The sequence below is a fragment of the Caulobacter sp. 10L414 genome, from assembly GCF_056395525.1.
This window is the reverse complement of record NZ_JBFTJR010000001.1, coordinates 134953-160795: the sequence shown is the minus strand read 5'-3', so window position 1 is coordinate 160795 and position 25843 is coordinate 134953. Positions and strand designations below refer to the sequence as shown.

At 69.2% G+C, this 25843-nt stretch carries 17 protein-coding genes; 8 read left to right on the top strand and 9 right to left on the bottom strand.

Annotated features, from left to right (window positions below; translation table 11 throughout):
• Positions 1-230: 230 nt before the first annotated feature.
• The 4 genes from AC1DCG_RS00735 to AC1DCG_RS00720 all read right to left on the bottom strand — a co-directional run bounded on the left by AC1DCG_RS00735 (position 231) and on the right by AC1DCG_RS00720 (position 4094).
• Complete coding sequence (locus AC1DCG_RS00735) at positions 231-1244, bottom strand: aldo/keto reductase (RefSeq protein ID WP_477028034.1); 1014 nt, start codon at positions 1242-1244, stop codon at positions 231-233.
• 157 nt (positions 1245-1401) lie between these two features.
• Complete coding sequence (locus AC1DCG_RS00730; RefSeq protein WP_477028033.1) at positions 1402-2193, bottom strand: alpha/beta hydrolase; 792 nt, start codon at positions 2191-2193, stop codon at positions 1402-1404.
• Positions 2194-2226: 33 nt separating this feature from the next.
• Positions 2227-3594, bottom strand: coding sequence for an 8'-apo-carotenoid 13,14-cleaving dioxygenase (locus AC1DCG_RS00725; protein WP_477028032.1), 1368 nt, complete (start codon positions 3592-3594; stop codon positions 2227-2229).
• 155 nt (positions 3595-3749) lie between these two features.
• Complete coding sequence (locus AC1DCG_RS00720) at positions 3750-4094, bottom strand: hypothetical protein (RefSeq protein WP_477028031.1); 345 nt, start codon at positions 4092-4094, stop codon at positions 3750-3752.
• Between the two features lie 166 nt (positions 4095-4260).
• On the opposite strand from AC1DCG_RS00720, the gene AC1DCG_RS00715 reads away from it, so the two are divergent.
• Positions 4261-7269 (top strand): sensor histidine kinase, encoded by a 3009-nt coding sequence (locus tag AC1DCG_RS00715; RefSeq protein ID WP_477028030.1) that lies wholly within the window; start codon positions 4261-4263, stop codon positions 7267-7269.
• Positions 7266-7892: a response regulator gene (locus tag AC1DCG_RS00710; protein ID WP_477028029.1), complete on the top strand. Its 627-nt coding sequence runs from the start codon at positions 7266-7268 to the stop codon at positions 7890-7892. Before AC1DCG_RS00715 ends, AC1DCG_RS00710 begins: the two co-directional genes overlap by 4 nt.
• Before the next feature lie 46 nt (positions 7893-7938).
• Here the strand turns inward: AC1DCG_RS00710 and AC1DCG_RS00705 are convergent, their stop codons facing one another.
• From AC1DCG_RS00705 to AC1DCG_RS00690, 4 genes are all read right to left on the bottom strand, one after another.
• Positions 7939-13824 carry an autotransporter domain-containing protein gene (locus AC1DCG_RS00705; RefSeq protein ID WP_477028028.1) on the bottom strand — a complete coding sequence of 1962 codons (5886 nt, stop codon included), beginning with the start codon at positions 13822-13824 and terminating at the stop codon, positions 7939-7941.
• Positions 13825-14073: 249 nt separating this feature from the next.
• Complete coding sequence (locus AC1DCG_RS00700; protein WP_477028027.1) at positions 14074-15111, bottom strand: AraC family transcriptional regulator; 1038 nt, start codon at positions 15109-15111, stop codon at positions 14074-14076.
• Positions 15112-15224: 113 nt separating this feature from the next.
• Complete coding sequence (locus tag AC1DCG_RS00695) at positions 15225-17687, bottom strand: beta-galactosidase (RefSeq protein WP_477036479.1); 2463 nt, start codon at positions 17685-17687, stop codon at positions 15225-15227.
• 41 nt (positions 17688-17728) lie between these two features.
• Positions 17729-19165, bottom strand: a complete 1437-nt coding sequence (locus AC1DCG_RS00690) for a sugar porter family MFS transporter (protein ID WP_477036478.1) — start codon at positions 19163-19165, stop codon at positions 17729-17731.
• 351 nt (positions 19166-19516) lie between these two features.
• Between AC1DCG_RS00690 and dgoD the strand changes: the two genes are divergently transcribed.
• Positions 19517-20704: a galactonate dehydratase gene (gene dgoD / locus AC1DCG_RS00685; RefSeq protein WP_477028024.1), complete on the top strand. Its 1188-nt coding sequence runs from the start codon at positions 19517-19519 to the stop codon at positions 20702-20704.
• A gap of 2 nt (positions 20705-20706) precedes the next feature.
• Positions 20707-21438 (top strand): SDR family NAD(P)-dependent oxidoreductase, encoded by a 732-nt coding sequence (locus AC1DCG_RS00680; protein ID WP_477028023.1) that lies wholly within the window; start codon positions 20707-20709, stop codon positions 21436-21438.
• Positions 21439-21471: 33 nt separating this feature from the next.
• On the opposite strand, the gene AC1DCG_RS00675 is transcribed toward AC1DCG_RS00680, so the two are convergent.
• Complete coding sequence (locus AC1DCG_RS00675; RefSeq protein WP_477028022.1) at positions 21472-22197, bottom strand: FadR/GntR family transcriptional regulator; 726 nt, start codon at positions 22195-22197, stop codon at positions 21472-21474.
• A gap of 540 nt (positions 22198-22737) precedes the next feature.
• Here AC1DCG_RS00675 and AC1DCG_RS00670 point away from each other — a divergent pair.
• From AC1DCG_RS00670 to AC1DCG_RS00655, 4 genes are read left to right on the top strand one after another with little or no spacing between them, the layout of a single operon-like run.
• The gene (locus tag AC1DCG_RS00670) at positions 22738-24618 is read left to right on the top strand and encodes a glycoside hydrolase family 30 protein (protein WP_477028021.1); all 1881 of its coding nucleotides are present in this window, start codon (positions 22738-22740) and stop codon (positions 24616-24618) included.
• Between the two features lie 27 nt (positions 24619-24645).
• Positions 24646-24942 carry a hypothetical protein gene (locus AC1DCG_RS00665; RefSeq protein ID WP_477028020.1) on the top strand — a complete coding sequence of 99 codons (297 nt, stop codon included), beginning with the start codon at positions 24646-24648 and terminating at the stop codon, positions 24940-24942.
• 23 nt (positions 24943-24965) lie between these two features.
• Entirely contained in the window at positions 24966-25706 is a 741-nt protein-coding gene (locus AC1DCG_RS00660; RefSeq protein ID WP_477028019.1) for a FadR/GntR family transcriptional regulator, read from the top strand.
• Positions 25703-25840: a hypothetical protein gene (locus AC1DCG_RS00655; RefSeq protein WP_477028018.1), complete on the top strand. Its 138-nt coding sequence runs from the start codon at positions 25703-25705 to the stop codon at positions 25838-25840. Before AC1DCG_RS00660 ends, AC1DCG_RS00655 begins: the two co-directional genes overlap by 4 nt.
• The last annotated feature ends 3 nt before the right edge of the window (positions 25841-25843 follow it).

The following is a 25843-nucleotide window of genomic DNA, read 5'->3' as shown; positions in this document are numbered from 1 at the left end:
ACGGCGCCCTGCGCGGCGGCGGGGCCCGCGATCGCGGCGCCGGCGGCGGCGGCCATCACCGCGCCGGTGGTGCGGAGCATCTCGCGACGACCGGGATCGGCCGCGCCGGGGGATGTCGGGTTACGCATGATCTGTCTCCTTTTCACTGCTTTGATCGAGGCGTGCGCAAGCCCTTCGGCCGAAGCGAGCCTCGGCCGTCGAGCGACGGTGCGGATGGAAGGGGTTTGGGTTTAGGCGGCGCCGGGCAACGGGGCCGCCGGGTTGACCAGGCCCGCCGCGCGAAGCTCGCGCCAGAAATCGGTCGGGATCGTTTCGTCCAGGGCCGAGCGGTCCTCGGCGAGGCGTTCGGAACGGCTGGCGCCGGGGATGACGGCCGCCACGGCCGGATTGGCCAGCGCGAACTGCAGACCGGCGGCCTTCATGCTGATCCCGTGACGGTCTGCGACAGCCTTGATCCGGGCCACCTTGTCGAGAATGGCCGGGGTCGCCGGCGCGTATTCGAAGTTGGGTCCGCCCACCAGGGCTCCGGAGCTGTAGGGACCGCCGACGACGATCCCCAGGCCGCGTTCGACCACCTTGCCGGTCACGCGCTGCAGGGCCCGATCATGGTCGAGCAGAGTGTAGCGGCCCGCCAGCAGGAAGGCGTCGGGGCGCGGCTCGTCCAGATCGAGTAGCAGTTCGATCGGCTCGACGCGGTTGACGCCCAGCCCCCAGGCCTTGATCACGCCTTCGTCGCGCATCCGGTCCAGTGCCTTGAAGGCCCCCTTGCGGGCGCTTTCGAACACGCCCAGCCACTCGTCGCCGTAGAAGTCCTGGGCCACGTCGTGGACGAAGGCGATGTCGATGTGATCGGTGTTGAGCCGCTTCAGGCTGTCCTCGATCGAGCGATAGGTGGCGTCCTCGGAATAGTCGTTCACGATCTTGTTCGGACGGCCGTACTTGAAGACCTCGCCCTTCTCGCCGAGATCGCGAGCGCTGACGTCTTCCACCTCGTCCAGGATCACCCGGCCGACCTTGGTGCTGATCACGTACTGGTCGCGCGGCTTGCCGGCCAGGGCCCGGCCCATGCGGATCTCCGCCAGGCCGGCGCCGTAGAACGGGGCGTTGTCGAAATAGCGGATGCCGTCGTTCCAGGCCGCTTCCACGGTGGCGAGGGCTTCGTCCTCGGGAATGTCGCGAAACATGTTGCCGAGCGGCGCGGCGCCGAAACCGAGCTTGCCGGGCAGGATATCCTTGAGCGTCATCGTCTCAACCTTCCATCTGGTGTCGTGTCGGGCGCGTCGCCCGGCTCGAGATCTGGAATAAAACGCCGGCCCACCGCCCAGTAGCCGGGTCCCGATCGCAGAACTCTGGAAGCAAATTCACAGGCTGCGAACGATGCTGCGCGCACAGCGACCGGGCTCATCGCGCCCCCTTCTCCGCCGAGCGGACCACGGCCTCCTCGATCAAGGACGCGACCACACCCGGCTGGGAGACATAGACCGCATGACTGGCGGCGACGTCGCGCACGGTGGCGCCGGCGCGCTTGGCCATCATGCGCTGGGCCGGCGGCGGAATGATGTGATCGTCCTTGGCGACCAGGTACCAACTGGGCTTCACCCGCCAGGCTGGCGCGGTCACCTTGCCCTCCAGGGCCTGCGCGCCCCAGGGCTGCTGGGAGTCGGCCATGAAGCGCGCGACTTCGGGCGTGACGTCGGCGGCGAAGGCGGCGGAAAACTTGGCGCGGTCCAGCAGCAGAAGGCCATCGACCGGCGGCAGGATCGGCAGGGCCGGCGCGCCGGGCGGCGCGTTGGCCACCAGCGAGGACACCGACTCCCCCTGGTCCGGCGCGAAGGCCGCGACATAGACGAGGGCCGAGACCTTGGGATCCGAACCCGCCTCGGTGATCACCACGCCGCCGTAGGAATGGCCGACAAGCACCACCCTGCCCTCGGCCGCCGCGATCGCTCGCCGGGTGGCCGCGACGTCGTCGGCCAGCGAGGTCGTCGGGTTCTGGACGATGACGACCTTGTAGCCGTCGCGGCGAAGGATCCGGTAGACGTCCGCCCAGCCCGAGCCATCGACGAAGGCGCCGTGCACCAGGACGATCGTGCCCGGCTTGTCGCCCGGATCGGCCAGCGCCGCCTGCCCCACAGCGCTGGCGGCGGCGAGAACGCCGACGAGAAGTAACCGATTGATCGGAAGCAAGCGCATCCGTGTTCTCCTAGAGGCTGGCGGCGTTGGACTTCAGTCGGCGTTGGCGATCCAGTTTCCGTGGAAGCCGGGCGGCACGATGTGCGGCAGGTGGATGCTGGCGACCGGGGCGTCCTCGAACCTGCGGGCGTCGAGGATCACGAGGTCGGTGGTTCGCGTGTCGGCGTCGATGACGAAGCCCATCAGCCAGCCCTCGTCCTCGCCCGCATCGGCATGCGCCGGCACGAAGATGAACTCGCAGGGATGCCGGCCGCGTCCGAAGTCGTGCGCCTGGCGCGTCCCCTCGACGAGATCGTGCTTGAAGAGGCCCGTCCCCAGGAACGGATCGGTCAGCGCCATGGTGTAGGCGTAGCGATAGGGCTGGCCCAGCCGGCGCTCGTCGGGGCGCGGAAACTCCTGCGGCGCGGGATCGATGACGACCCGTTCGACCGTTCCGGCCACGGGATCGAGTGTCCAGCGTTCGAAGGCGCACTGCTCGGAATCCGGCCCCGAGGTGCGCCGCCAGAACATCCTGTCGTGGACGATGACGTCCAGGACCACCGTCCCGTCCGGCGCGTCATAGGCGTTGATGGCATGGAAGACGAAGCAGGGATCGACAGGCAGCCAGGTGACGGCCGCGCCCTTGCCCTCGCGCGGCGGCAGCCCGACCCGCGCGCCGCGCCCCTCGTTCCAACGATACGGGAAGTGATGGCCGGTGATCGCGGCGGTCAGCGAGAAGGTGACGGGGAGGTCGAGGATGATCGCGAAGCGCCGGGTGAAGGCGAAATCGTGGATCATCGGCCCGTTCTTGACGGGGACCCGCACCTCGCGGCGCACCTTGCCCTCGGGGCCCAGCACCACGAAGCGCAGGGCCCGCCACTTGCTGGCGTCGTAGCAGACGCCCAGCATCTCGCCGGTCAGCGGATCGCGATGCGGATGGGCGGTGAACCCGCCCTTCAGCGTGTCATCGAAGTTGGTGTAGCGCACGGCCTGGAGCATCTCGTCCAGCTCGACGGGCGTGCTGCCGGCCTCCACCACGCCAAGGGTCTTGCCGGCGAAGCCGACGACATTGGTGTTCACCGTGTCGAAGAGGTGGCGAGGCCCCGGCGTGCGCGGTTCGTCCAGCGCCTTGGCGACGGCGTCCGAACGGATCCAGCGGTTTCGATACCAGGCCGCGCGACCGCCCTGCAGGCGAACGCCGTGAACCATGCCGTCGCCCGCGAACCAGTGATGCTTCTGCGGATTGGGGGCCATGGGGTTGGGCCCCATGCGCAGATACTGGCCGTCGAGCCCGGCGGGGATAGCCCCGGTGACGGGCAGGTCCTCGAGGGTCAACTCCTCGGTCATCGGCGTGTGCAGCCCGGTGAGATAGGGGTTGTCCGGCAAGGTCCTGGCCTTGCTGGCGGCTTCGCTGAAAAGCATCCCCGTCTCCCCGCGGTCCAGCGCCGAACGACCGGCGCCTTCGGTGGACAATGATGTCGCGGTCGGCCGGCTTGGAAAGCTCGAACGGGGGAGCCCGCGATCGCCCGATCGAGCGTCCGGCGATCCGGCGGGCGCTCGCTGGGGCGAGCGCTACGCTACCGTCGCGACCTTGGCCCGACGCGGACCCGCCCCCACACCCGGGCGTCGATGGAGTAGGCGCCGGGTCCCGCCAGGACCAGGGCGGCCAGCCCCCCGACCATCGCCGGGTCGTGCTGGAGAGCGCCGACGGCGAGCCCCGCCAGGGCGCCGACGAGCGCGCCGCAACGCGTCCCCGCGCCCAGCGCCAGCGAAACGCAGAAGATCGCCACAAGCCACTGGCCGGCCCCGCCGAGCTGCGGGACAGGGCCTAGGTTCAGGCCGGCGGCGACCATGGAGAGCCGCAGCACCACCAGGCCCGCACCGAGCGCTCCACCGGGATAGATCGGAACCGTCATCTTCATCGAGCGGTCTTGAACCCTCCGCGCGCGCCGGGAAACGCCGATCTAGCTATCGCGCGGTCCCCCGATCGGGGATGCCTTCCGCCCCCTTGCAGAACAGTGTTTGATAAACGGGGCGGCTGTGGGGGTGGCGATGGCGTCGGGACCAGTTGGGCTTTGGCGAGGATTGTTGGCAGCGCTGTTTTGCGCGGCCGCAGCCTTCGAGGTCGCCGCCCAGCCCTATGCGCTGTCCATGGGCCAGCTGAAGCACGAGGTGTGGACGCGGGACGACGGCGCGCCGTCGGTACCGCACGCCATGGCCGAGACCGCCAGCGGCCTCGTCTGGATCGCCAGTCGCGACGGGCTGTTCCGCTTTGACGGCCTCGCGTTCGAGCCCATGGACGCCCAGATCGACCGTGACAAGTACGGCCACCCTCGGAAACTCCAGATCGGTCGCGATGGAACGGTCTGGGCCTGGTACTCGAAAGGCTGGCTGGGCGTGTTCCGCCAGGGCCGCCTGCAGCTGATCGAGGCGCCGCCGCCCCGCGGCGAGGTCGTCACCTTCACCCTGAGCCCGGACGGCGCGATCTGGGCGGGCGTGGCGCAGATCGGCCAGCCGTTCCTTAGCTATCAGAACGGGCGCTGGGAGCGGATCTCGCCGAACCCGGATCGCCAGATGCTGCGCGACGCGCTGGTCTCGGCCGACGGCGCCTTCTGGCTGGGCTACAACAAGTCGGTGCTGCGGCGCGCGCCGAACGGCGTGAAGTTCGAGCGGGTGGACACGCCCCTGGGCACGGGCGGACTGCTCGCCGCCGATGCGGACGGAAGGGTCTGGCTGGTGCGCGCGGACGGCGGCGCCCGCCTGACGGGACCGGGAGGTCGCTGGCCGGCGCCGCCGTCCCGGCCCTTCCGCTGGACCAGCCAGGACCCCGGCTGGCTGGCGGCCGCGTTCGACAGGAATGGCGACCTCTGGGTCAAGGGCCGGGATTTCGGCCGGGTCGCAGAGCTCGTGCAGGCCGAGAAGAGCGCTGCCGCCGCCCCCGCCTACGAGACGGGCGAACGAACCCTGATGTCCTCGCCCCGCCCTTCCCTGCTGTACGTCGATCGACGAGGAACCCTGTGGTACGGCGGCCCGCGCAGCCTGGACCACTTCAGCACGCCCAGCATCGTGGTCGAACCGGAACTGACGGCCGCCGCCAAGTACGGCGACCTGCTGATGACGGCCTCTTCCGGCGCCGTCTATATCGGCCAGACCGACGCCATCTACCGGGTCGATCCGGGCCAGCGTCCGGTGCGTCTCTTTTCGATGACCGAGCCGAGGGCGATCTGCGAGGATCGCGACAAGTCGATCTGGATCGCGGCCGCCGACCGGATCGTGCGGCTTCACGGCGGCGGCCGGACCGAGTTTCCCGCGCCCCCGAGCGAGACCGGCTTCTACGACTGCGGGCCGGACTCCAGCGGACGGTTCTGGCTGCCGGCGTCGACCAGCGGAATGTACTGGCGGGACGGAAGAAGCTGGCGCCCGGTCCCGGCCAAGGACCTTTCGGCGACATCCGACCCAACCCTGATGGTCAGGGACGCGCAAGGCCGCCTGTGGGCCCTGACCGATCCCTCGACCCTGACCCGGCTGGACGGCGGGTTCGCCGAGGCGCGGTCGTTCGCTGCGACCCTCAAGGGGACCAGCGGCGTGCGATCCTTGCACGCCACCACCAAGGGGATCCTGATGTCAGGGCGCGACGGCGCCGCGCTGATGTCTACCGACGGTCCGGCTCGCCTGACGCTGAGCCAGGCCAAGCCGCTGCGCTACGCAACCGGCCTGGCCCAGACGCCCGAGGGCGATACCTGGCTGTTCGGCGCGGGCGGCCTTTCGAGGGTCAGGACCACCGACCTGGAAAAGGCCTTTACCGACCCCGCCTTCGTGATGTCTGCGCGCATCTTCAGCTACGAGGACGGCCTGCCCAACGGTCCCAACGCCCAGAACAGCGAGAGCATGGCCCGCGGCGGCGACGGTCGCCTGTGGCTGGCCACGATCGACGGGATCGCCTGGATCGATCCGGCCCGCCTGAGCTCCAACCCGGTCGCGCCCGGCGTCGCCATCACCTCGCTGACCAGCGGGCAGAATACGATCAAGGACCCCGCGAACGTGCGGCTGAAGGCCGGGTCGTCCGACATCACCATCGGGTTCGCGGCGATCAACCTGGCCATGCCCCGTCGGACCCAGGTGCTCTATCGACTGGAGGGCCACGATGCGGACTGGGTGGATCCCGGGTCGCGCCGACAGGCGTTCTATACGAACCTGGCGCCGGGGACCTATCGCTTCCAGGTCATCGCCGCCAACGAGGACGGGGTCTGGAACCGCACCGGCGCGAACCTGGAGGTCTCGATCGCGCCCACCTTCCTGCAGTCGATCTGGTTCAAGCTTCTGATCGCGGCCGTCCTGATGCTGCTGGCCTGGGCGCTCTACAGCCTGCGCGTCCGCCAGGTGGCCGCCGCGTTCGAGGCCCGCTTCCAGGTTCGCACCGCCGAGCGAGAGCGCATCGCGCGCGAACTGCACGACACCCTGCTGCAGGGCTTCCAGAGCCTGATGCTGCGGTTCCAGGCCGTGGCCAACCGGCTGTCGGGCGACGACCCGCTGCGCAAGGAGATCGACCAGGCCCTCGACCGCGCCGACGTCGTCCTGGCCGAAGGCCGGACCCGCGTCCGCGACCTGAGGAACGAGGCGGCGCGCGCGGATCTCGCAGAAGCCCTCGGCGAAATCGTCGGCGCGCTTGGCGACGGCGACGCCCCGCCCATCGACCTGGTGATCGAAGGCGACGCCAGGGCCACTGAGCCGATCGTCGGCGAGGAACTGTTGCGGATCGCGGAAGAGGCGATCCGCAACGCCATCGCCCACGCCAAGGCCTCGGCCATCTCCGTCCGCCTCACCTTCGGCCGCGGCCGCCTTTCGCTGTCGGTCGGCGACGACGGCGTCGGCTTGCCGGCGGCGGTGCGCGAGGCGGGCGAGCGCCAGGGCCACTACGGCCTCAAGGGCATGCGCGAACGGGCCGAGCGCATCGGCGGCCGACTGGCGATCTCCACCCGCCCGAACGGCGGCTCCGAGGTCGAGGTCCAGGTGCCGGCCGGCGCCGCCTATCTGGACGGCGGACACGCATGGTACTGGTGGCGCAGACTTGTCCTGCCCGGCGCGAAGCCACGATGACCAGCCGCCCCATCCGCGTTCTTACCGTGGACGACCACGCCGTCTTTCGAGAGGGCGTCGCGGCCCTGGTCGGACCGCAGGAAGACATGATGATCGTGGGCGAATGCGAGAACGGCCGGCAGGCCGTCGACGCCTTCCGGCAACTGCGTCCGGACGTGATCCTGATGGACCTGCAGATGCCGGTCATGAACGGGCTGGACGCCATCGTCGCCATCCGCGAGACGGCGTCCGACGCGCGCATCGTGGTGCTGACAACCTATCAGGGCGACGCCCAGGCCGTCCGGGCCCTGAAGGCCGGCGCCAGCGGCTACCTCCTGAAGTCCTCGCTCCGCCACGAGTTGCTCGACACCATCCGGCTGGTGCACGCCGGTCGTCGCTTCGTCCTGCCCGAGGTCGCCCAGGAGATCGCCGTGCACGCCGCCGAGGAGCCGCTCAGCGCCCGCGAGATCGAGGTGCTGGAATGCATGGCCGCCGGCGGTGCGAACAAGACGATCGCCTACCGGCTCTCCCTGTCCGAGGAGACCGTGAAGGCCCACATCCGCAGCATCTTTTCCAAGCTCGACGTCAACGACAGGACCCAGGCCGTCACCACGGCGCTGCGCCGCGGCATCATCGCGCTCTAGACCATCAGCGAGGCGACCAGAGTGTCTGGTCGCCTCGCCAACGCAATCAGAACCTCCAGCTGACCTGGGCGCGGGCGCCGTGGTCGCTCAGGCGATCGCCGTAGGCGCCGGAATAGGTCACGCCGATCACGGCGCTGCGGCCAAGGTCGGCCTCCAGACCCAGATTGACGGCCAGGGTGTCCTTGTCGATCGGAGCGCCGACGATCCCGAACCCGGGCGCGCCAGTGAACCCCAGGTCGATGGTCGGCGCGCGATCGCCGAAGGCGTGGCGCAGCGCGGCCGAGCCGGCCAGACGCAGGCCCAGGTCTCCAGCCTTCAGGTCGCTCTTCAGGCGCACGCCGACCGAACCATAGGTCAGGTGCTCGTCGCCGCCGCCATGCAGCGCGGCGCTGCCGCCCTGCTCGGCGACATCGGCGCCGGTCAAGCCGACATAGGCAAGGCCCAGGAACGGCTGCACGGTCGTGCCGGCCACCTCGCGCTTCAGGGCGACTTCGCCGAACGCCTGATAGGTGCGAGCCGAGTAGTCGCTCGACAGCGTCTCGCCGAACGTTCCGAACCCGACGCGGCGCGAGGCCTCGACCTCATGCCAGGCATAGGCGCCGCCGAGCTGGAACGACACCCCGCCGCGCTCGGCCACGACATAGCCGCCAAGGTGATAGGTCTCGACGTCGTGCCTGGCGCGCGCGGTCTTCAGGTCGCCGGCGCTGTAGCCCACGGCGACGCCGGCGCGGATGTCCCGGCCCAGCGAACCGTCGTAGCCGGTCACCAGTCCCTGGACGTCGCGGTCGTAGCTCTGGGCGTTGCCGTCGCCTTTCATGGAGCCCCAGCCGCCGAAGGTCTCTCCCCAGGCCGACGATCCCTCGACGCCGGCCAAGTCGCCCCGCGCCAGGATCGCGTCGCGCACGAAGCGGCTGTCCTGGATCAGCGAGCCGCGCAGGCTGGCGTAGTCCGAGCCGGCCAACTGGTCGAAGGCGTCGCGCGCCTGCTCGGCCGAAAGGTTGACCACGGCGTCGAAGACCGGGTTGTCCCACCCCAGCTGCTGGGCCCCAGCCCCCGCCGCGACCTGGTTCGGGGTCACGCCGATGTCCGTGAAGCTGATATCGTTGCGCCGCAGCCGCAGATAGACGTTGAAGCCGTCATAGCTGAGCGACGGGTCGAGGAAGGCCAGGTTCGAGGTCACGCCGTCGAACTTGCTTCCGGCCGCCAGGCCTCCGTTGGCGTGCAGGATCAGGTAGTTGGTCTGCGGCCGATAGTCTCCCGCGCCCGCCAGCACCTTGACGGTCCCGCCCTGGATCGTGGCCAGGCCGGAGGCCAGGATCATGTCCGACTGCCCCGCCGCGTTCGCCTCGACCTCGAAGACCGAGCCCGGCTTGAAGGTGACGCCCCCGGCGACATTGAGTACGCCGATCGAGTTGCCCGGCGCGATCGTGCCCGACACGACGGTGGTTCCCACCGTGCCGACACCCTGCAGGCGGCCGCCCGACCAGACGTCCAGCGCGCCGCCGAGCACGCCGTTCACCGCCAGCACGCCCCGCTCGACGGTCGTCGCGCCGGTGAAGGCGCCGGAGACCCCGGTCAGTTCGGTCTTGCCCGCGCCGACCTGGCGCAGAGAGCCCGAGCCGCTGATGGAGCCGGCGTAGGTCAGGCTGTCCGAACGGTCGAACAGCAGCGCGCCGTTGGCGACCACATCGCCGCCGATGGCGCCCCTCGTCCCGCCCCCACCGAGGTTCAGTTGCGCGCCCGAGGTGATGGTCGTGATGCCGGAATTGGTGTTGTTGGAGGTGAAGGTGACGCCGCCGTTCAGGATGCGCACCGCGCCCGCACCAGAGATCAGGCCGTTGAAGGTGATGGCGTCAGACCGGTTGAAGGCCAGCACGCCGTTGTTGATGACGTCGCCGACGATCGAACCCGCCACGCCGCCGTCGCCGACCTGCAGCGTGCCGGCCTGGATGGTGGTGCCGCCGTAAGAGTTGTCCCCCGTCAGGATCAGCGTCCCAGCTTCGGTCTTGATGATCCGGCCCATGCCGGTGATCGACGCACCGATCTTGGCGACGTCGGCCAGGACGCGGATCTCGCTGCCCGCCGCGGCGGTGAGCAGACGCCCCGTCCCCGTCAGCTCATAGCCCTCGTCGACGAACTGCAGGCCCTTGAACCTCAAGCTATCCTCGACCGTGATCTGGCCGCCGGCGAATGCGCCGGCGTCCTTGAAGACGGCGTAGTTGCTGGCCCAGTCATCCGGGGTGTTGCCGCCCTGGTTCAGCCATTGCTTGTTGTCGGCGTTCCAGATCCCATCGCCGCCCTGCCAGTGCTGCAGGGTGTTGTCGCCGGGAATGAGCGTGCTGGTGATGATGAGGTCGACCCGGCCGCCCCCCGCTTGCAGCGTGTAGTCCACGTTGCTCAGCGACGGCGTGGAGCCGATCGTCGCCGTATTGGAGATCAGGGCGCCGCGATAGGTGATGAGGCGATAGTAGCCGACGTCGGCGGTGCCGAAGCCCGGCTGCGTGGTTCCCACGAGATTGACCACGCCATTCAGCGTCAGGTCGCCGTTGACCGTCAGGTAGTCGCTGACGCCGGGAGACGTCAACGAGAAGCCCGGGGCGCCCAGTTCGATGTCGAGGTTGGAGCCCGCGGCCAGGGTCAGGTCGCCTCCGATCGAGATCGAGCCGATGGAGGCGCCCGGCGCCAGATAGCCTCCGCTCAGTACGGTGACGTCACCCAGCGCGCCCGCGCCGTTCAGCGTCGCACCAGAGCCGACGGTGATCGTCGAACCGGGCATGTACCCGTTGAGCGTCAGGGTTCCCGCATCGACGAAAATCGCGCCGGTAAAGCCCGAGTTGTTGCCGGTCAGCGCCAACTGGCCCGAACCGACCTGACGAACAACACCCGAGCCGGTGATAACGCCGGAGAAAGTGAAGTTGTCGGAGCGATCGAACGCCAGGGCGCCGTTGACGACGACGTCGCCGATCGAACCGCTCGCGCCGCCGGCGCCCAGGTTCAGTTGCGCGCCCGCGGCGATGGTCGTGCCGCCGGTATAGATGTTGTCGGCGGTGAAGGTCACGCCGCCGTCCAGGATGCGCACCGCGCCCGAGCCGGCGATCCGGCCGTCGAAGGTGGTGGCGTCCGACCGGTTGAAGACCAGCACACCGTTGTTGGCGACATTGCCGACGATCGAGCCCGAAGTCCCGCCGTCGCCGATCTGCAGCGTGCCCGCATCGATCGTGGTCCCGCCGGCATAGGTATTGGCGCCGGTCAGGACCAGCGTGCCGGCCTGGGTCTTGGTGATCGCGCCGGCGCCGGTGATCCCCACGCCGATCTTGGCGAGGTCGGCTAGAACGCGGATCTCGCTCGTGCCCGGGACGGTGACCAACTGGCCGGTTCCCCCCAGCTCATAGCCCTCGTCGACGAACTGCAGGCCGATGAAGCTCTGCGCGCCGTCCACCGTCACCGCGCCGCCCGTGAAGACGCCGGCGTCCTTGAAGATCGCGTACTTGCCCGCCCAGGCGTACGGGGTGTTGCCGCCGTCGTTCAGCCACTGCGTGCTGGTCGCGCTCCACACGCCGTCGCCGCCCTGCCAGTGCTGCAGGGTGTCGTCGCCGGGAACAAGGGCGGTGCTAATATAGAGGTCGACCCGGCCGCCGCCCGCCTGCAGCGCGTAGTTCACGTTGCTAAGCAAGGGCTTGGTTCCGATCGTGGCCGTGTTGGCGGTCAGGGCGCCGCCATAGGTGATCAGGCGATAATAGCCGATGCCGGCGACRCCGTCGGCTGGGTCGGCGCTCTGCGAGAGGTTGACCACGCCGTTCAGCGCCAGGTCGCCGCTGACGACCAGGCGGTCGCTGACGCCGGGCGAGGCCGACGAGGCGCCCGGCGCGCCCAGCTCGAAGTCAAGGTTTGAGCTCGACGCGAGGGTCAGGTCCCCCACGATCGTCAGCGTACCAACCGAGTTGCCGGCCGCCAGATGGCCTCCGCTCTGGATGATAGTGTCACCTACCGTTCCCGAACCGCCCAAGGTGGCGCCGGAGGCGACGGTCACGGTCGATCCCGCCAGGGAGCCGTTGACCGACAGGGTTCCCGCATTGACGGCCGTCGCGCCAGTGAAGGCCGACGAGTCTTCGGTTAGGATCAGCTTGCCCGCGCCGGCCTTGCGGAACGCGCCAGCGCCCGAAAGCTCGAACCCATAGGTTCCGTTGCTGCTCTGGTCGAAGGTGAGGAACGCGCCGGCTGCGATCGCAATGGCGCCACGGATCGTATCCGTCCCGGCGATCACGCCGCCGCCCGAGATCGTCCAGTCCGATGCGATCTCGCCGCTCACGGTCAGCGTTCCCGCGCCAGCCTTGGTCACCGTGCCGCCGCTGGAGATCTGGCCGGCATAGGCACCGTCGAACGCCTGGTCGAAGATGACGCCCCGGCTGCCGGCGCCGCTGCCGAAGACCACGCTGCCGGCCAGGCTGTTGCTGTCGCCCTTCAGCACGCCTTCCAGCACCGACCAGGTCTGGTTGCCCGTGCCGGTCAGGGTCCAGGTGCTGGCGCCCAGCTTCTCGAAGGTGTCGAAGCCCATCAGGCCGTAGCCGTCGACGGACCCGTCCGATCCGATATGCGAGGCGTTGAAGATGTCGTCGTCCGCGCCGCCCAGGGCCAGCACGTTGTTGGTGCCGCCGCCGGTCACCGCCACGACGTCACGGATCCACGAGCCCGCGTGCAGCTCCAGGCGGTTGTCGCTGCCGAACAGCTCGATCGCGTAGGCGCGCTGGGAGCGGTTGTTCACGCCGCCGATGATCGTGCCCGAATTGATGATGGTGGTGGAGCCGGTGCTGGCGCCGACCACGCCCCGGCCGCCGGCGCCCGGCTGGATCGCGTTGGAGGGCCGACCGCCCGCCCCGCCCTGGATCGTTCCGGCGTTGACCAGCAGTCCCGGCTGGCCGCCCGTGAAGACGATGCCCGCACCGCCCGCGCCGGAATAGTTGCTGCCGAAACCGCCGTTGCCACGCCCGCCGACGCCGCCGGCGATGACGCCGGTCGCGCTGTTCTCGATGCTGCCGCCCCAGGCGATCACGCCGTTTCCGGCCGCGCCGCCGTTCGAATAGCCGTAGCCGCCCTCGCCGCCCGTGATCGCGCCGGCGTTCGTGATGGTTCCCAGGTTGCTGAGCACGCCGGCGGCGCCGGCCCCGGCCCAGCTGGCGAAGGTGCCCCCTGCCCCGCCCGTGATCGTGCCGCTGACGACGTTCAACGAACCGCCGCTGTAGAGGAACAGGCCGGCGCCGCCGTTGCCGAACGAGCTGCCCGCGCCGCCCGTGATGGCGCTGGCCGAACCGCCCGCGCCGCCGCCCACGGTCACCGAGCCGCCGTTCAGCAACACCAGTCCGGCGCCGCCGCCACCGCCGCCACCGCCACCGCCGACGCCGCCGCTGCCCGCGCCGCCGTCGCCCCCCGTGACGTCATAGCCCGCGGTCGACAGCTGAACGTTCGTCCCCGTCAGAACGAGCCCGCCGCCGCCGCCGCCGCCCGCCGCGCTCGCACCACCGTTCGCGCCGTCCGTCGCGATGAGGTCGACGGTCAACGAAGCGGTTCCGGTCGTGGCGAGTTGCGAGCCCAGGCCGCCAGCGCCACCAGCGCCGCCGCCGGCCGCGCCGCCGCCGCCGGCCGAAAGGTCGTTCAGCGCCCCAGGCTGCCCTCCGGCCGCACCCGCCCCGGCTTCCGCCGAGCCGGTCGGTGCAGTCGCCGCCGCCCCGCCGTAGCTTCCAGCGCCGGAGGCCCCGCCGCCGCCGCCCGCGATACCGCCCTGAGGCGTGTGGGGAGTATAGCCGGCGCCGTCGCCCCCGCCCTTGGTGATCTGCCGGGCCTGCGCCATCGGGGCGCCGAGGCCGACCGCCAGCGCGAGCACCGTGAGCGAGACCGAGTTGCGGATGACCCGCGCCTTGTTGAACGACTGCCGCACTTTGACACCTGCCAGGCCCGTCTTGGCGAGCCTCTCCTGAACCGCAGGGACGTTGGAACGCATCACGCGACGCGCTCGGCTGGGCCTGGCCCGATCCCCCTGAAACGCACGCGCAAGCAGCGGCCGACGGCGGCGCCTTACGCGCGCCGCGTCGATGATCCGCATGACGCGTGTCGACCGTCCCTGCCAGCGGGACGGGTGAGCGCCTATGCAATCCCAGCATGAACAGCGGCGCTTGGAGCGGCAGGATCAGTGCGCGTTCCGGCGCAAGGTGTCGGAAGGACGCTCGCCGAAACGCAGGCGATAGGCCTGGGCGAAACGGCCCAGCTCCCAGAAGCCGTGGTCCATGGCGATGTTGGTCACCAGCGTGGTGGCGGGATCGCAAGCCTGCAGCCGCGCATGGACAAGGTCCAGCCGGCGATTGCGGGCGTAGCGCACCGCGCTTTCCCCCACGAATTCCTGGCAGGCCAGGTTCAGCGTCCGCTCGGCAACACCCACGACCCTGCAGATGTCGCCCAGCGACAGCATCTCCTCCGGCCGCTCCTCCAGCGCGCTTTCGAAGCGGGCGACGATCTGGCGATGACGCCCGAGGGCGGCCCTGTCCGGCTTGACCAGCCCCTGTGAGAGGCAGGCCATCAGCCTGTCTACGACCGCGCCAGCCAGGGCCTTGGAGGGTTGCGGCTCGGCGAGGATATGCGGCCGGCTCCGGATCACGCCGGAAATGTCGCCCATCAGCGCGATGAGCTCATTCATCGCCGCCGCCGGCGCGACGAACATGCGGTCATCGTCCAGCGGCGCGCCATGCCCGGCGCCCATCAGATCGGGCGCGTGCGCCGTAAGTCGCTCGAACGGCATGGTCACGATGCCGAAGGCCCAGGGCATGCCGGGCGGCGAGCTCGTGACGGTCCGTTCGTTGGGCCGGAAGTGAAAGATGTGCCGGCCGAAGAGCTTGCGCCCCGAGACCCGCCGCATGATCCCCGGCTCGGTGGCGAACATGAAGGTGTGGACGCCGGGGATGGCCGCGGCCTGGGCGATCCCCTGAGCGAACCGGCCCATGCCCAGATTCAGTCCGCCGAAGCTCGCCCGCGCCAGCATGCCGTCGAACCGCAGGCTGCCCCGTTCGAGCGGAAGAGGCTTCGCGCCCGAATTGATGTCGCCGATCGCCAGCGCCATCGTCTCGGGGTCGGTGAACGTGGCGAAGGCGCTCGAGACGGAATATCGGGACGGGTCGGGCGTCATCTTGGTGCGCTGGGTCGCAAACTGTGTCGACTTGGCGACAATCAGCAACCGGTATGCCAAGACGCATCAAAGAACAACCAGAGCTCGCACCACAGGCGCCTCATGCCACGACATCGGTCCGCCCGGCGCCGCCTAGCGCCGCGTGAAGGACTCCCTGGCCGTCACTTGCTTGTCCCCGAGGTCAGCCGCAGTTCGTACTCCGGAACGATCCGTACGCCCCTCACCTCGCCCACCTGGCCGCCGGCCGGGATCGGCGCCTTCACCTCGGGCTGGATATAGAGCGGATTGTCGGCGCGCAGCGGCAGCACCGTCAGCGTCCAGTCGCGGCCCAGCCTGTCGCCGAAGCGGCTCAGCCCCACCTCCCACTTGGGGCCGTAGTAGAACTGGTCGTCCAGCATTTCGACGCCGTCGAACAGGCGCGCCACGTCGCCGGCATAGTCAATCTCCAGCCAGGCCTCGCTCAGGCCGTCGAGCGCGCCCTTCGGCAGGCTCAGCGTCCAGGCGCCCGAGCGCCCGTACTGCTCGGCATAGGGTTGGAGCACGGCCTTGGCCCGACCACCGATCTCCGGAGCCGGCATCCCCTGGGGCTCGCGCAGCGGCTTGATCCCGGCGGTCAGGGTCTTGGCGGACGCCTGGGCCTCGAACACCTGGAAGGCTCCCTGCCCCTTCACGCGGCGCAGCGGCAGGCTGGCGACCGGCGCGGCGTCCAGCGCGGGCAGCACCGAGAGATGGAAGCCCGCGTCGGCCTTGGACCGCACCGACCATCCTTCGCCATCGGCGAAGATCGGATCCTCGCTGAGCACCAGCCGCTCCTTGCCGCCGAACGGCAGCAGATAGGCCTGCCTGGCCTGCTCGGCGCTGATCAGCACGATCCGGACCCGCTTGCCGCCAGGGACGCGTACGGCCAGCTCGCGCACGCCCTCGGGCGTCAGGGTCGGGGTCACCACGCGGCCGCCGGCGGCCTTCAGGCGCTTGCCGTTCAGCGTGACCTCGACATCGGCCGAGAAGGCAATCTCCACCGGCACGCCCCTGGTGGCCGAAAAGACGTAGACCGGCCCGTCGGCGTCTTCGAGCCGGGTCAGCGGCTGGGCGCTGGCCCAGGCCAGGTTGGCGCCGTCGAGATCCAGATTGATCGGCCAGACGAAATAGGCGCCGGCGGGGATGTCGACAGCACGGCTCGGGAAGGCCACCAGCCCGCCGGGCAGCTTGACCTCGAAGCGGGTCCTGGCCTGGACCGGGGTTTCGAACTGCCGCACGTGGTTGTTGAAGAACAGGAAGCCCCGGTCGCCCTGGCTGCGCACCGACCAGCGCGGGGTGGAGACGTCGTCGCGGCCGCTCAGCCGCTCGGCTGGCCGCTGCACCTCCATCGGCGCGAGCCTGGCCCCGAACGCCTTCATGAACAGGTGATAGGGCCGGACCGCGTCAGCGACGGGGTGGACCTGCCCATACTGGCCCAGCGGCGCCTGGAAGTCGTAGTTGATGATCGGCATGCCGTTGTAGCCGCCCTGGCGGTCGTCCTCCTCCAGGGTGGTGCGGCCCTGCGGATTCCGGCCGCCATGGAACATGTAGTAGCCGTAGAGATTGGCCCCCGAGCCCAGCTGCACCGGCAGCATGGCGGCCACGTCGTCGGGCGACAGATAGGGCCTGCGGCGATACATGATCGGCACGCCGCCGCCGAACTCCGCCCCCAGGAACGGGGTGTTGTCCATGTCGGTCTCGATCGTGCCGGGATTGCGCGACGTCGTCTGCGCGCCGAGATCCCCGCCGACGCGGCTGGCGAAGCGGAAGGCGTAGACCTCCTTGGGCGGCAGGCGGCCCTGCCTGGCGCTCCACGGTTCGTCGGCATAGCCGCCGAAGACGGGAATGACCTCGCCTTTGGGATAGACCGCGTTGTCCCAGCCCGTCACCGTGTAGAGCGGCACGTCGAAGCCGATCTTGCGCGCCAGGGTCTTGAGCGTCGCGATATGCCCCACGCCGGCGCCAGGACCGCCGACGTTGTACTCGTTCTCCAGCTGGACGCCGACGACGGGACCGCCGTCCTTCCAGAGCTGGCCCTCGACCTGCCCGTAGATCTCGCGCCAGTAGCGCTCGACATAGGTCAGATAGACCGGATCATCGCGCCGGGTGGGCATGGCGTTGACCACCCAATCGGGCGTGCCGCCCCAGCGCACCTCGCCATGGGCCCAGGGGCCGATGCGGATCACCACCATCAGGCCATTGGCCTTGGCCAGCGCGACGAACCGCTTGAGGTCGCGATCGCCCGCCCAGTTGAACTGGCCGGCGCGCTCCTCGTGGTGGTTCCAGATGATGTAGGTGGCCACGATGTCGACGCCCTGGGCCTTCATCTTGGCCAGCTCGGCGTTCCAGTTCTCGGGCGGATAGCGGGTGTAGTGGAACTCGCCCATGACCGGGATCCAGGGCTGGCCATTGCGCGTCAGGTAGCGGTTGTTGACGCCCAGCGTCTGGCCGTCGGGCGCTGTAGAGGCGCCCATGCGCAGGTGCTCGGAGCGCACCGCGGCGGGCGGACGGGTCGCGTCCACCGTCAGGTCGGCCGCCTGGGCCGCGATCGCCGTTGCGAACGCCGAGGCCGTGGCCAGGGCGAGGGTCCGGATGCGAAGGGTCATGGGACGGTTCCTGACGGTGTCTGTTTCGGCGCGCGGGCGGATCAGCGATCGCGGCGACGCGACAGGGCGGCCTCGATCTCCTCGAGGGTTCGCCCCTTGGTCTCGGGCACGCGCAAGGCGATGAAGATGAAGCCCGCCAGGCAGACGACGCCGTAGGACCAGAAGGTCCCCGCCGCGCCCAGACGCTGGTTGAGGATCGGAAAGGTGAAGGTGACCACGAAGCAGGCGATCCACAGCGCCGAGACCGCGATCGACATCGCCGCCCCTCGAACGCGGTTGGGGAAGATCTCCGACAGCAGCACCCAGGTCACCGGCGCCAGGGACATGGCGTAGGCGGCGATGACGCCCAGGGTCAGCAGCAGGACGACGGGTCCCTGGATCCCCAAGAAGAACGCCGACCCGAGCAGGCCGTGCATCACCGCGATCGCCGCCGCGCCCCACAGCATGAGCGTGCGCCGTCCCAGCCGGTCGACGGTGGCGGTCGCCACCAGCGTGAAGGCCAGGTTGATCGCGCCGGTGATGACGATGTTGAACATCACGCCGTTGAGGTCGTAGCCCGCGCCGCGATAGATCTCCTCGGCATAGTTGAAGATGACGTTGGTGCCGCTCCACTGCTGCAGGACGGCCAGGCCGACGCCGGTCAGCAGCACGCCCAGCACGGCCGGCGCGAGCAGTTCGTTGGCCGCGCCCGTGTCGGCGCGCTCGCGCTCCAGGCCGGCCTCGATCTCGGCCAGGGCCTCGCACGCATAGGCCTCGCCGCCGATCTTGCGCAGCACAGCCTGGGCGCGATCGCGACGGCCGGCCTTCAGCAGCCAGCGCGGGCTTTCCGGCACCAGGAAGGCGCAGAAGAAGAAGATCACCGACGGAACGGCGACGGCGGTGAACATCCAGCGCCATCCGTACTGGCCCTGCCAGGTGTCGCGGATCGCCTCGTGCCCCATGGCGCCGCCGACATCGCCGGCGATCAGCATGTTGACAACCTGGGCTGCCAGGATCCCAACCACCAGGGTCAGCTGGTTGAGGGTGACGAGCCGACCGCGCCAGGCGGCTGGACTGATCTCGGCGATGTAGGTCGGCGAGATGTTGGAAGCCACGCCGATGGCGACCCCGCCGACGATCCGCCAGAACACGAAGGTCGAGAACCCCTGCGCCCAACCGGTCAGGATCGACGATACGCCGAACAGGACCGCGGCGATGATCAGCAGCTTCTTGCGGCCGATCCGGTCGCTGACCAGGCCGCTGAACACCGAGCCCAGCAGGCAGCCCAGCAGCGAGCAGCTGTTGGCCCAGCCGACCTGGGCCTCGCTGGTCAGGTGGAAATAGGGTTCGTAGAACGGCTTGGAGCCCCCGACCACGACCCAGTCGTAGCCGAACAGCAGCCCGCCCAAGGCCGCCACGCTCGAGATCGTCCAGATGTAGGCGAGGTTCAGCTGGCCCGAAGCGGCCTGCTCGGTTCGGCCGCTCGACATCGTGTGCATCTGGACATCGCCCCCTTGCTTGGGCGTGTACCCGTCAGGGTCGCAAGGAGCGACGGGCCCGCCTTTCGCGGCCAATAAGTCCGTGCGGCGGCCTCGTCGTCAACATATTTGTATTACTTATCTTGCCTGACAGTGCTCTGCGGAGACCGCTTTCCGATCCCAACACCAACCCGAGCTGGGCTATGAACGAGACAGGAACGCGAAACCCAACCGGCAGAGCCCAACTCAACGCCCCATCGCACCAGCTTATTTGTAATATATATCGTTGACAGCGATGGGCTAAGTGCTAGCCATTCCGGCAACAACAAGGGGGATCCGGGACAGTCTCGCGCCATCCCCGTGAGGACGTTCATGGTCGACGACCCCGCACGCGCCAAGGCCGAGACGACGCCGGGCGCTTCCATCAGATCCATCGAAACCTTCCCCGCGCCGCCGCGCTGGCTGTTCGTGCGCGTCGAGACCGAGGACGGCCTGATCGGCTGGGGCGAGGCCTCGCTCGAGGGGCACACCGAGGCCGTCGAGGGCGCCTTCGCCTCGCTGCGCGACCGCTTCATCGGCGTCGATCCGGACCGCATCGAGGACATCTGGCAAACCGCCTATCGCCTCGGCTTCTATCGTGGCGGCCCCGTGCTGATGTCGGCGCTGTCGGGTCTGGACCAGGCCCTGTGGGACCTCAAGGGCAAGGCCCTGAAGGTCCCGGTGCACCAACTGCTGGGCGGGCGCGTGCGCGATCGCATCCCGGTCTACGCCTGGATCGGCGGCGATCGCCCCGGCGAGGTCGTCGAGGCCGCGCGGGTGCGCAAGGCGCAGGGCTTCAAGGCCGTGAAGATGAACGGCGTCGAGGACCTGGGCTGGCTGGACAGCCCCAGCGCCCTGACCGCATCGGTCGACCGCCTCGCCGCCGTGCGCGCCGAGGGCCTGGACGCCGGCGTCGACTTCCACGGCCGGGTGCACAAGCCGATGGCCCGGCAACTGGTGAAGGCCCTGGAGCCGCTGGGTCCGCTGTTCGTCGAGGAGCCGCTGCTCAGCGAGCATCCCGAGGCCATCGCCCAGCTCAGCCTGCAGACCGCCGTGCCCATCGCGCTCGGCGAGCGGCTCTACAGCCGTTGGGACATCAAGCCGTTCCTGGCTTCGGCCTCGATCGACATCCTGCAGCCCGATCTCAGCCACGCGGGCGGGATTTCCGAAGTACGCCGGATCGCGGCGATGGCCGAAGCCTATGACGTGGCCATCGCCCCGCACTGCCCGCTGGGCCCCATCGCCCTGGCCGCCTGCATGCAGCTGGCGTTGACGACGCCCAATTTCGTGATCCAGGAAATGTCTCTGGGCATCCACTACAACACCGACGGCCACGACCTGCTGACCTACATGCTCAACCCCGAAGTCTTCTCGGTGAAGGACGGGACGGTCGAGGCGCTCACCGGCCCAGGCCTTGGCGTCGAGATCGACGAAGAAAAGGTCCGCCGGCTCAGCCGCGATGCGCCGGCCTGGCGCAACCCGGCCTGGCGCGGCCCCCATGGCGACCTGCGGGAATGGTGACCATGCGCTTCACCGGCAAGACCATCCTCATCACGGGCGCCGGCGGCGGCATCGGCCAGGCCTGCGCTCAACGCCTCCACGACGAAGGCGCCGACCTCGTCCTGATCGACCGTGACGCCGAAGCGCTGGCCGCCACCCAGGCGACCTTGGCCTCCCCCAAGCGGGTGATGGTTCGCGTGCAGGACGTCAGCGTGGAAGCCGAGGCGGCGGCCGCGTTCGAGGCGGCCATCCAGCGCTTCGGCCGCGTCGACGGCGTGGCCAGCGTCGCCGGCGCGATGATCTACAAGGGCCTGGACGCGCTTACCGGCCAGGACTGGGAGCGGATCATGGCGGTGAACTTCTACGCCGCGGCCTACTTCACGCGACAGGCCTTCAACCGCATGGAGGCCGGCGGCAGCCTCGTCTACGTCTCGAGCATCCACGCCCGCCAGACCTCGCCTCTCGTCGGCCCCTACGCCGCGGCCAAGGCGGCCCTGACCTCGCTGGCCCGAACGGCGGCCATCGAGGGAAGCCCGCGCGGCATCCGCGCCAACTGCGTGCTGCCCGGCGCGGTGGACACGCCGATGCTGCGCGAGAGCCCCAACATCAAGGCGGGCCTTGAGGTTCTCGATCCGCAGGATGTCGGGCGACCACAGGACATCGCCGCCGTCGTCGCCTTCGCGCTCAGCGACGAGGCACGCTTCGTCACGGGCGCGGAACTGGTCGCCGACGGAGGCCGGTTGGCCAAACTCTAGACGATGAGCCCGTGCGCCGCCCCGCCCTCGCCTTCAGCGGCGATCCCGGCGGCGCTCCTCGTCACGGCTGCGCTGCATCAGGTCGAGCGCGCCGCCGATGAGATCGCGCATGCGGGTCTCGGCCTCGCGCACGTGGCCGGCCAGGATGGCGTCGGCGACCCGCTTGTGATCCTCGGCGCTGGCGAAACGCACGCCCTTGAGGTCGTTGGTCTTGCGGATGCTGAAGCGCAGCGCCGTATCGATCATCTCGCAGTGCTGCCGATAGAAGCGGTTGCCGCTGGCGCGCAGGACCGAGACGTGGAAGGCGATGTCCGACAGCAGCGGGTCGTCTTCGCCGCGATCGGCGGCGAACATGCGCCTGACCGCGTGATCGATGGCGGCCCGCTGGTCGCCGTCGGCGCGCCTGGCCGCCAGCGCCGCCGCGCCGGGCTCGATGCTCAGGCGGATCTCGGTGAACTCGATCAGCAGGTCGAGCGAGAACTCGCGCTGCAGCATCCAGCGCATGACGTCAGGATCGAGCAGGTTCCAGCTGTCCTCGTTCTCGATGACGATGCCGCGCCGGCGCCGCGACGACAGCAGGCCCTTGGAGACCAGCATCTTGACGGCTTCGCGGGTAACCGTGCGCGCCGCGCCGTACTTCTCGGACAGTTCCTGCTCGGTCGGGAACGGCACGCCCTCGTAGCGACCCGTCACGATCGCCGCACCAAGATCCTGAACGATGGTGTCGGTGACGCTCTTGTGGGGGGTCGCTGCCCGCATGGTCCGAATCTCTGCGCTACCGGCTGGCAGCCTGCCTCTTTCTAGCCGCCCGCGGGCCAGCTTTCAGCACTCTTGGGCCAAGTCGAACACCCTCCGGGACATGCCCCCTGAGGGAAGACCCAAGACTGCGATCTAGCGCCCACCTATGGGCCTGCGAGCAGGTTCCGAGCCAACATGATTGGTCATACCAGTAAACTTCGAGCACCGCCGAAACACGGCTACTCCGCGCCACTCGATTGCCTGTTCGCCCGCCGAGGACGCGACTCTCACGCTCTGAACATGTCGAAAATTACAGCGCTATCCCACTGATTTTTCTTATCACTTGAGGCTTTTGGTAACAATAATATTTGTCCTACGAATGACTTGCCCGCTCATTTCGAGCGTGCAATAATTTGGTCATACCCCTCAGGGGTGAGACGGTTTCTCACGGCTCTCGCCGCGCGAAACACTCGGGATGCACCATCGCGATCAACGCCGATGGAGACCGGCGAACACCGAGCCAGCTCGGCGTTCACGACATAAGAATTGGGAGAGGGAACAATGGAGCGCGTAAGCGCGCGCGGCCAAGCGGCCGCTGATGGGCATGGCAATTTCGACCCGTCGCGACGCCGGCATCTGCTCGCGGCCGGCTCGCTGCTGTGCCTGGCGCCGCTGAGCCGCGCCCTGGCCCAGCCCGCCTCGCCCCACGTGATCAGGCTGCGCGGCGACGCCGGCGGCGCACGGTTCGACGGCATCGGCGTGGTCACCGGAGGCGGCGCCACCGCCGTGCTGCTCAAGGACTATCCCGAGCCCCAGCGCAGCCAGATCCTCGACCTGCTCTACAAGCCCAAGTTCGGCGCCTCGGTCAGCGCCCTGCTGGCCGAGATCCCGGGCGACGGCAACTCGACCCAGGGGTCGATGCCCAGCCACATGCACACGCGCGAGGACCTCAGCTACGAGCGCGGCTACATCTGGTGGGTCCTGCAGGAGGCCAAGAAGCGCAATCCGGCCCTGTCGCTGGACGCCACGGCCTGGAGCGCGCCGGGCTGGATCGGCGGCGGCAAGTTCTGGTCGCAGGACGCCGTCGACTACTACGTCAAATGGCTGGAGGGCCTGCGCGGCGCCTACGGGCTGGAGCTGGACGCCATCGGCTGCCGCAACGAGAAAGGCCAGGACTACGCCTTCGTCAAAGCCCTGCGTCGCACGCTGGACGCCAAGGGCTTCTCCAAGGTGAAGGTCCACGCCTTCGACAACTGGCCCAAGGACAAGCTCGACTTCGTCAAGGACATGACGACCGACGCCGAACTGCGCGACGCCATCGACATCATCAGCGCCCACGTCTTCTACGCCAACGCCTACGCCAGCGCCGAGCAGCAGGCGATGGCCAAGGCCATGGGCAAGCCGATCTGGAACACCGAAGACCACGTCTACCTGAAGGGTTTCGACTGCGCGATCGGCATCGTCCGGGCCTTCAACCACAACTGGATCCTGAGCGGCGCGACCAAGGTCGTGAATTGGTACGACATCGCCGGCCTCTATCCGCTCGAGCCTTATTCCGAAGACCCGGCGACCGTGCTGGCCCACGAGCCGTGGAGCGGCCACTACAAGGTTCGCGAAGCTCTATGGGGCTACGCCCACTACGGTCAGTTCACCGAGATCGGCTGGACCTATCTCGACGGAGCCAGYGGCATGCTGCCTGGGGGCGGCTCCTACACGACCCTGAAGTCTCCGGGCGCGGACTACAGCCTCGTCGTCGAGACCCAGGGCGCAACGCGGACCCAGACCGTCAGGATCGAGATCGGCGAAGGCCTGTCGCCCAAGCCGCTCTGCGTCTGGCGCAGCACCGCCGCCGAACAGTTCTCCCGCCAGGCCGACCTGACGCCCGTCGACGGCGTGGTGAGCCTGATCGCGGAACCGGATGCGATCTATTCTCTGTCGACCACCCGCGGGCAGCAGAAGGGAAGCTTCGAGGCGATCCCCAAGCCCGCGCCCTTCCCCTTCCCCTACCGCGAAACCTTCGAGACCTACGCTGCGCCCGCCGCCCACGGCTGGCTGCCGCGCTACACTGCCGACATCGCCGGCGCCTTCGAGCTGACCGAACGCCCCGACGGCAAGGGACGCTGCCTGCGCCAGGCGGTCCCGATCCCGACCATCTCCTGGGCGCCGGACTGGCGGCCCTACACCATCCTCGGCGACGCGGCCTGGAGCGACTACGAGGTCTCGACCACTGTCTGGCTGAACCCGGGCGACACCGCAGCGGTCATGGGCCGGATCAACCACGTCGGCACCGGCTACGGCTTCATCCCGAAGGGATACTTCCTGGAACTGGCGCACGACGGCCGCTGCCGACTGGTCGCCATTCGCGGCAAGAAGGATCCCAAGGCCCTGGTCGGCGACGCTGAGCAGCAGGCCCAGATCAAGGCCGGCAAGTTCGACGGCTAAGGCGGCGAACTGGTCCTGGGCGACACCATGCTGGCCGGCGTCGCGGCCGGCCAGTGGATCAGGCTCTCCCTGCGGTTCGAAGGCAGCCGCATCACCGGCCTGGTCAACGATCAGGTGGTGCTGACAGCCGAAAACAGGCTCTACGCCAAAGGGATGATCGGACTGCTGGCGGGGGCCGAGCGTACGCGCCTCAGTACGCCCTGGTTCGGCGAACTGACCGCCGGCCCCATCGGCGGACCAACGCCCAGGCCGGCCCGCGCACTGCCCCGCCAGACCCCGATCTATGCCGCCCGCAAGGCTGCAAGACGTTCTCGCTCCGGCTGATGCGTCGCGGGGGCGAAGGCAGAATGCGCAACACCATGGGACTTAGCCTGACCTACAGCCTGGTCGAACAGATCGGCCAGGCGATCGTCGCGGGCGCCTACGACAACGCCGACTTTCCCACCGAGCGGGAGCTGGGCGTGAAGCACGGCGCCGGCCGGACGGCGACGCGCGAGGCGGTGAAGATGCTGGTCGCAAAGGGCCTGCTCGCCGGCCGCCCCAGGCAAGGCACGGCGATCGAGCCCCAGGCGAAGTGGAACGTGCTGGACCCGGACGTCCTGCGCTGGATGCTGGAGCGCAAGTCGACGCTTCGGCACCTGTCGCAGTTCACCGAGATGCGCCTCGGCATCGAGCCGGCCGCCGCCGCCCTGGCCGCCAGCCACGCCAACAGTGCGGGCCAGCGCGAGATCCGCGCGGCGATGGCGCGGCTCAAGGCCGCCGACGCCGGCTTCGACGATCCGCTCGGCGCGGAGATCGCCCTGCACGGCGCGATCCTGATCGCTACCCGCAACCCCTTCTACGTCGGCCTTCAGGACCTGGTGAGCACCGCCCTGCGCATCTCGATCAGGTTCGCCAGCGGACGCCAGGAGCGCGCCATCGCCCTGACCCGCCATGAAGCGCTGGTCGTGGCGATCCTGGGACGGCAGGCCGATGAAGCATCCCTGCTGATGCGCGCCATGATCGTCGACCTCTTGGCGCTGATCCGGTGCGCGGCGGCCGAACATCACCTGTCCATCGGCGCCCCCGCATCCCGCCAACGCTCATGACCCCGCCGGCCGTCCGCGAAAGCGGCAGGCCGCTGGCGGCGCTGAAGACCGCCGAGATCGGCCTGGAACATGGCCGGATCACCGTGAAGGTGGGTTCCGGCGACTATGATTTCCGCGTCAAACCCAAGGCCTGAAAC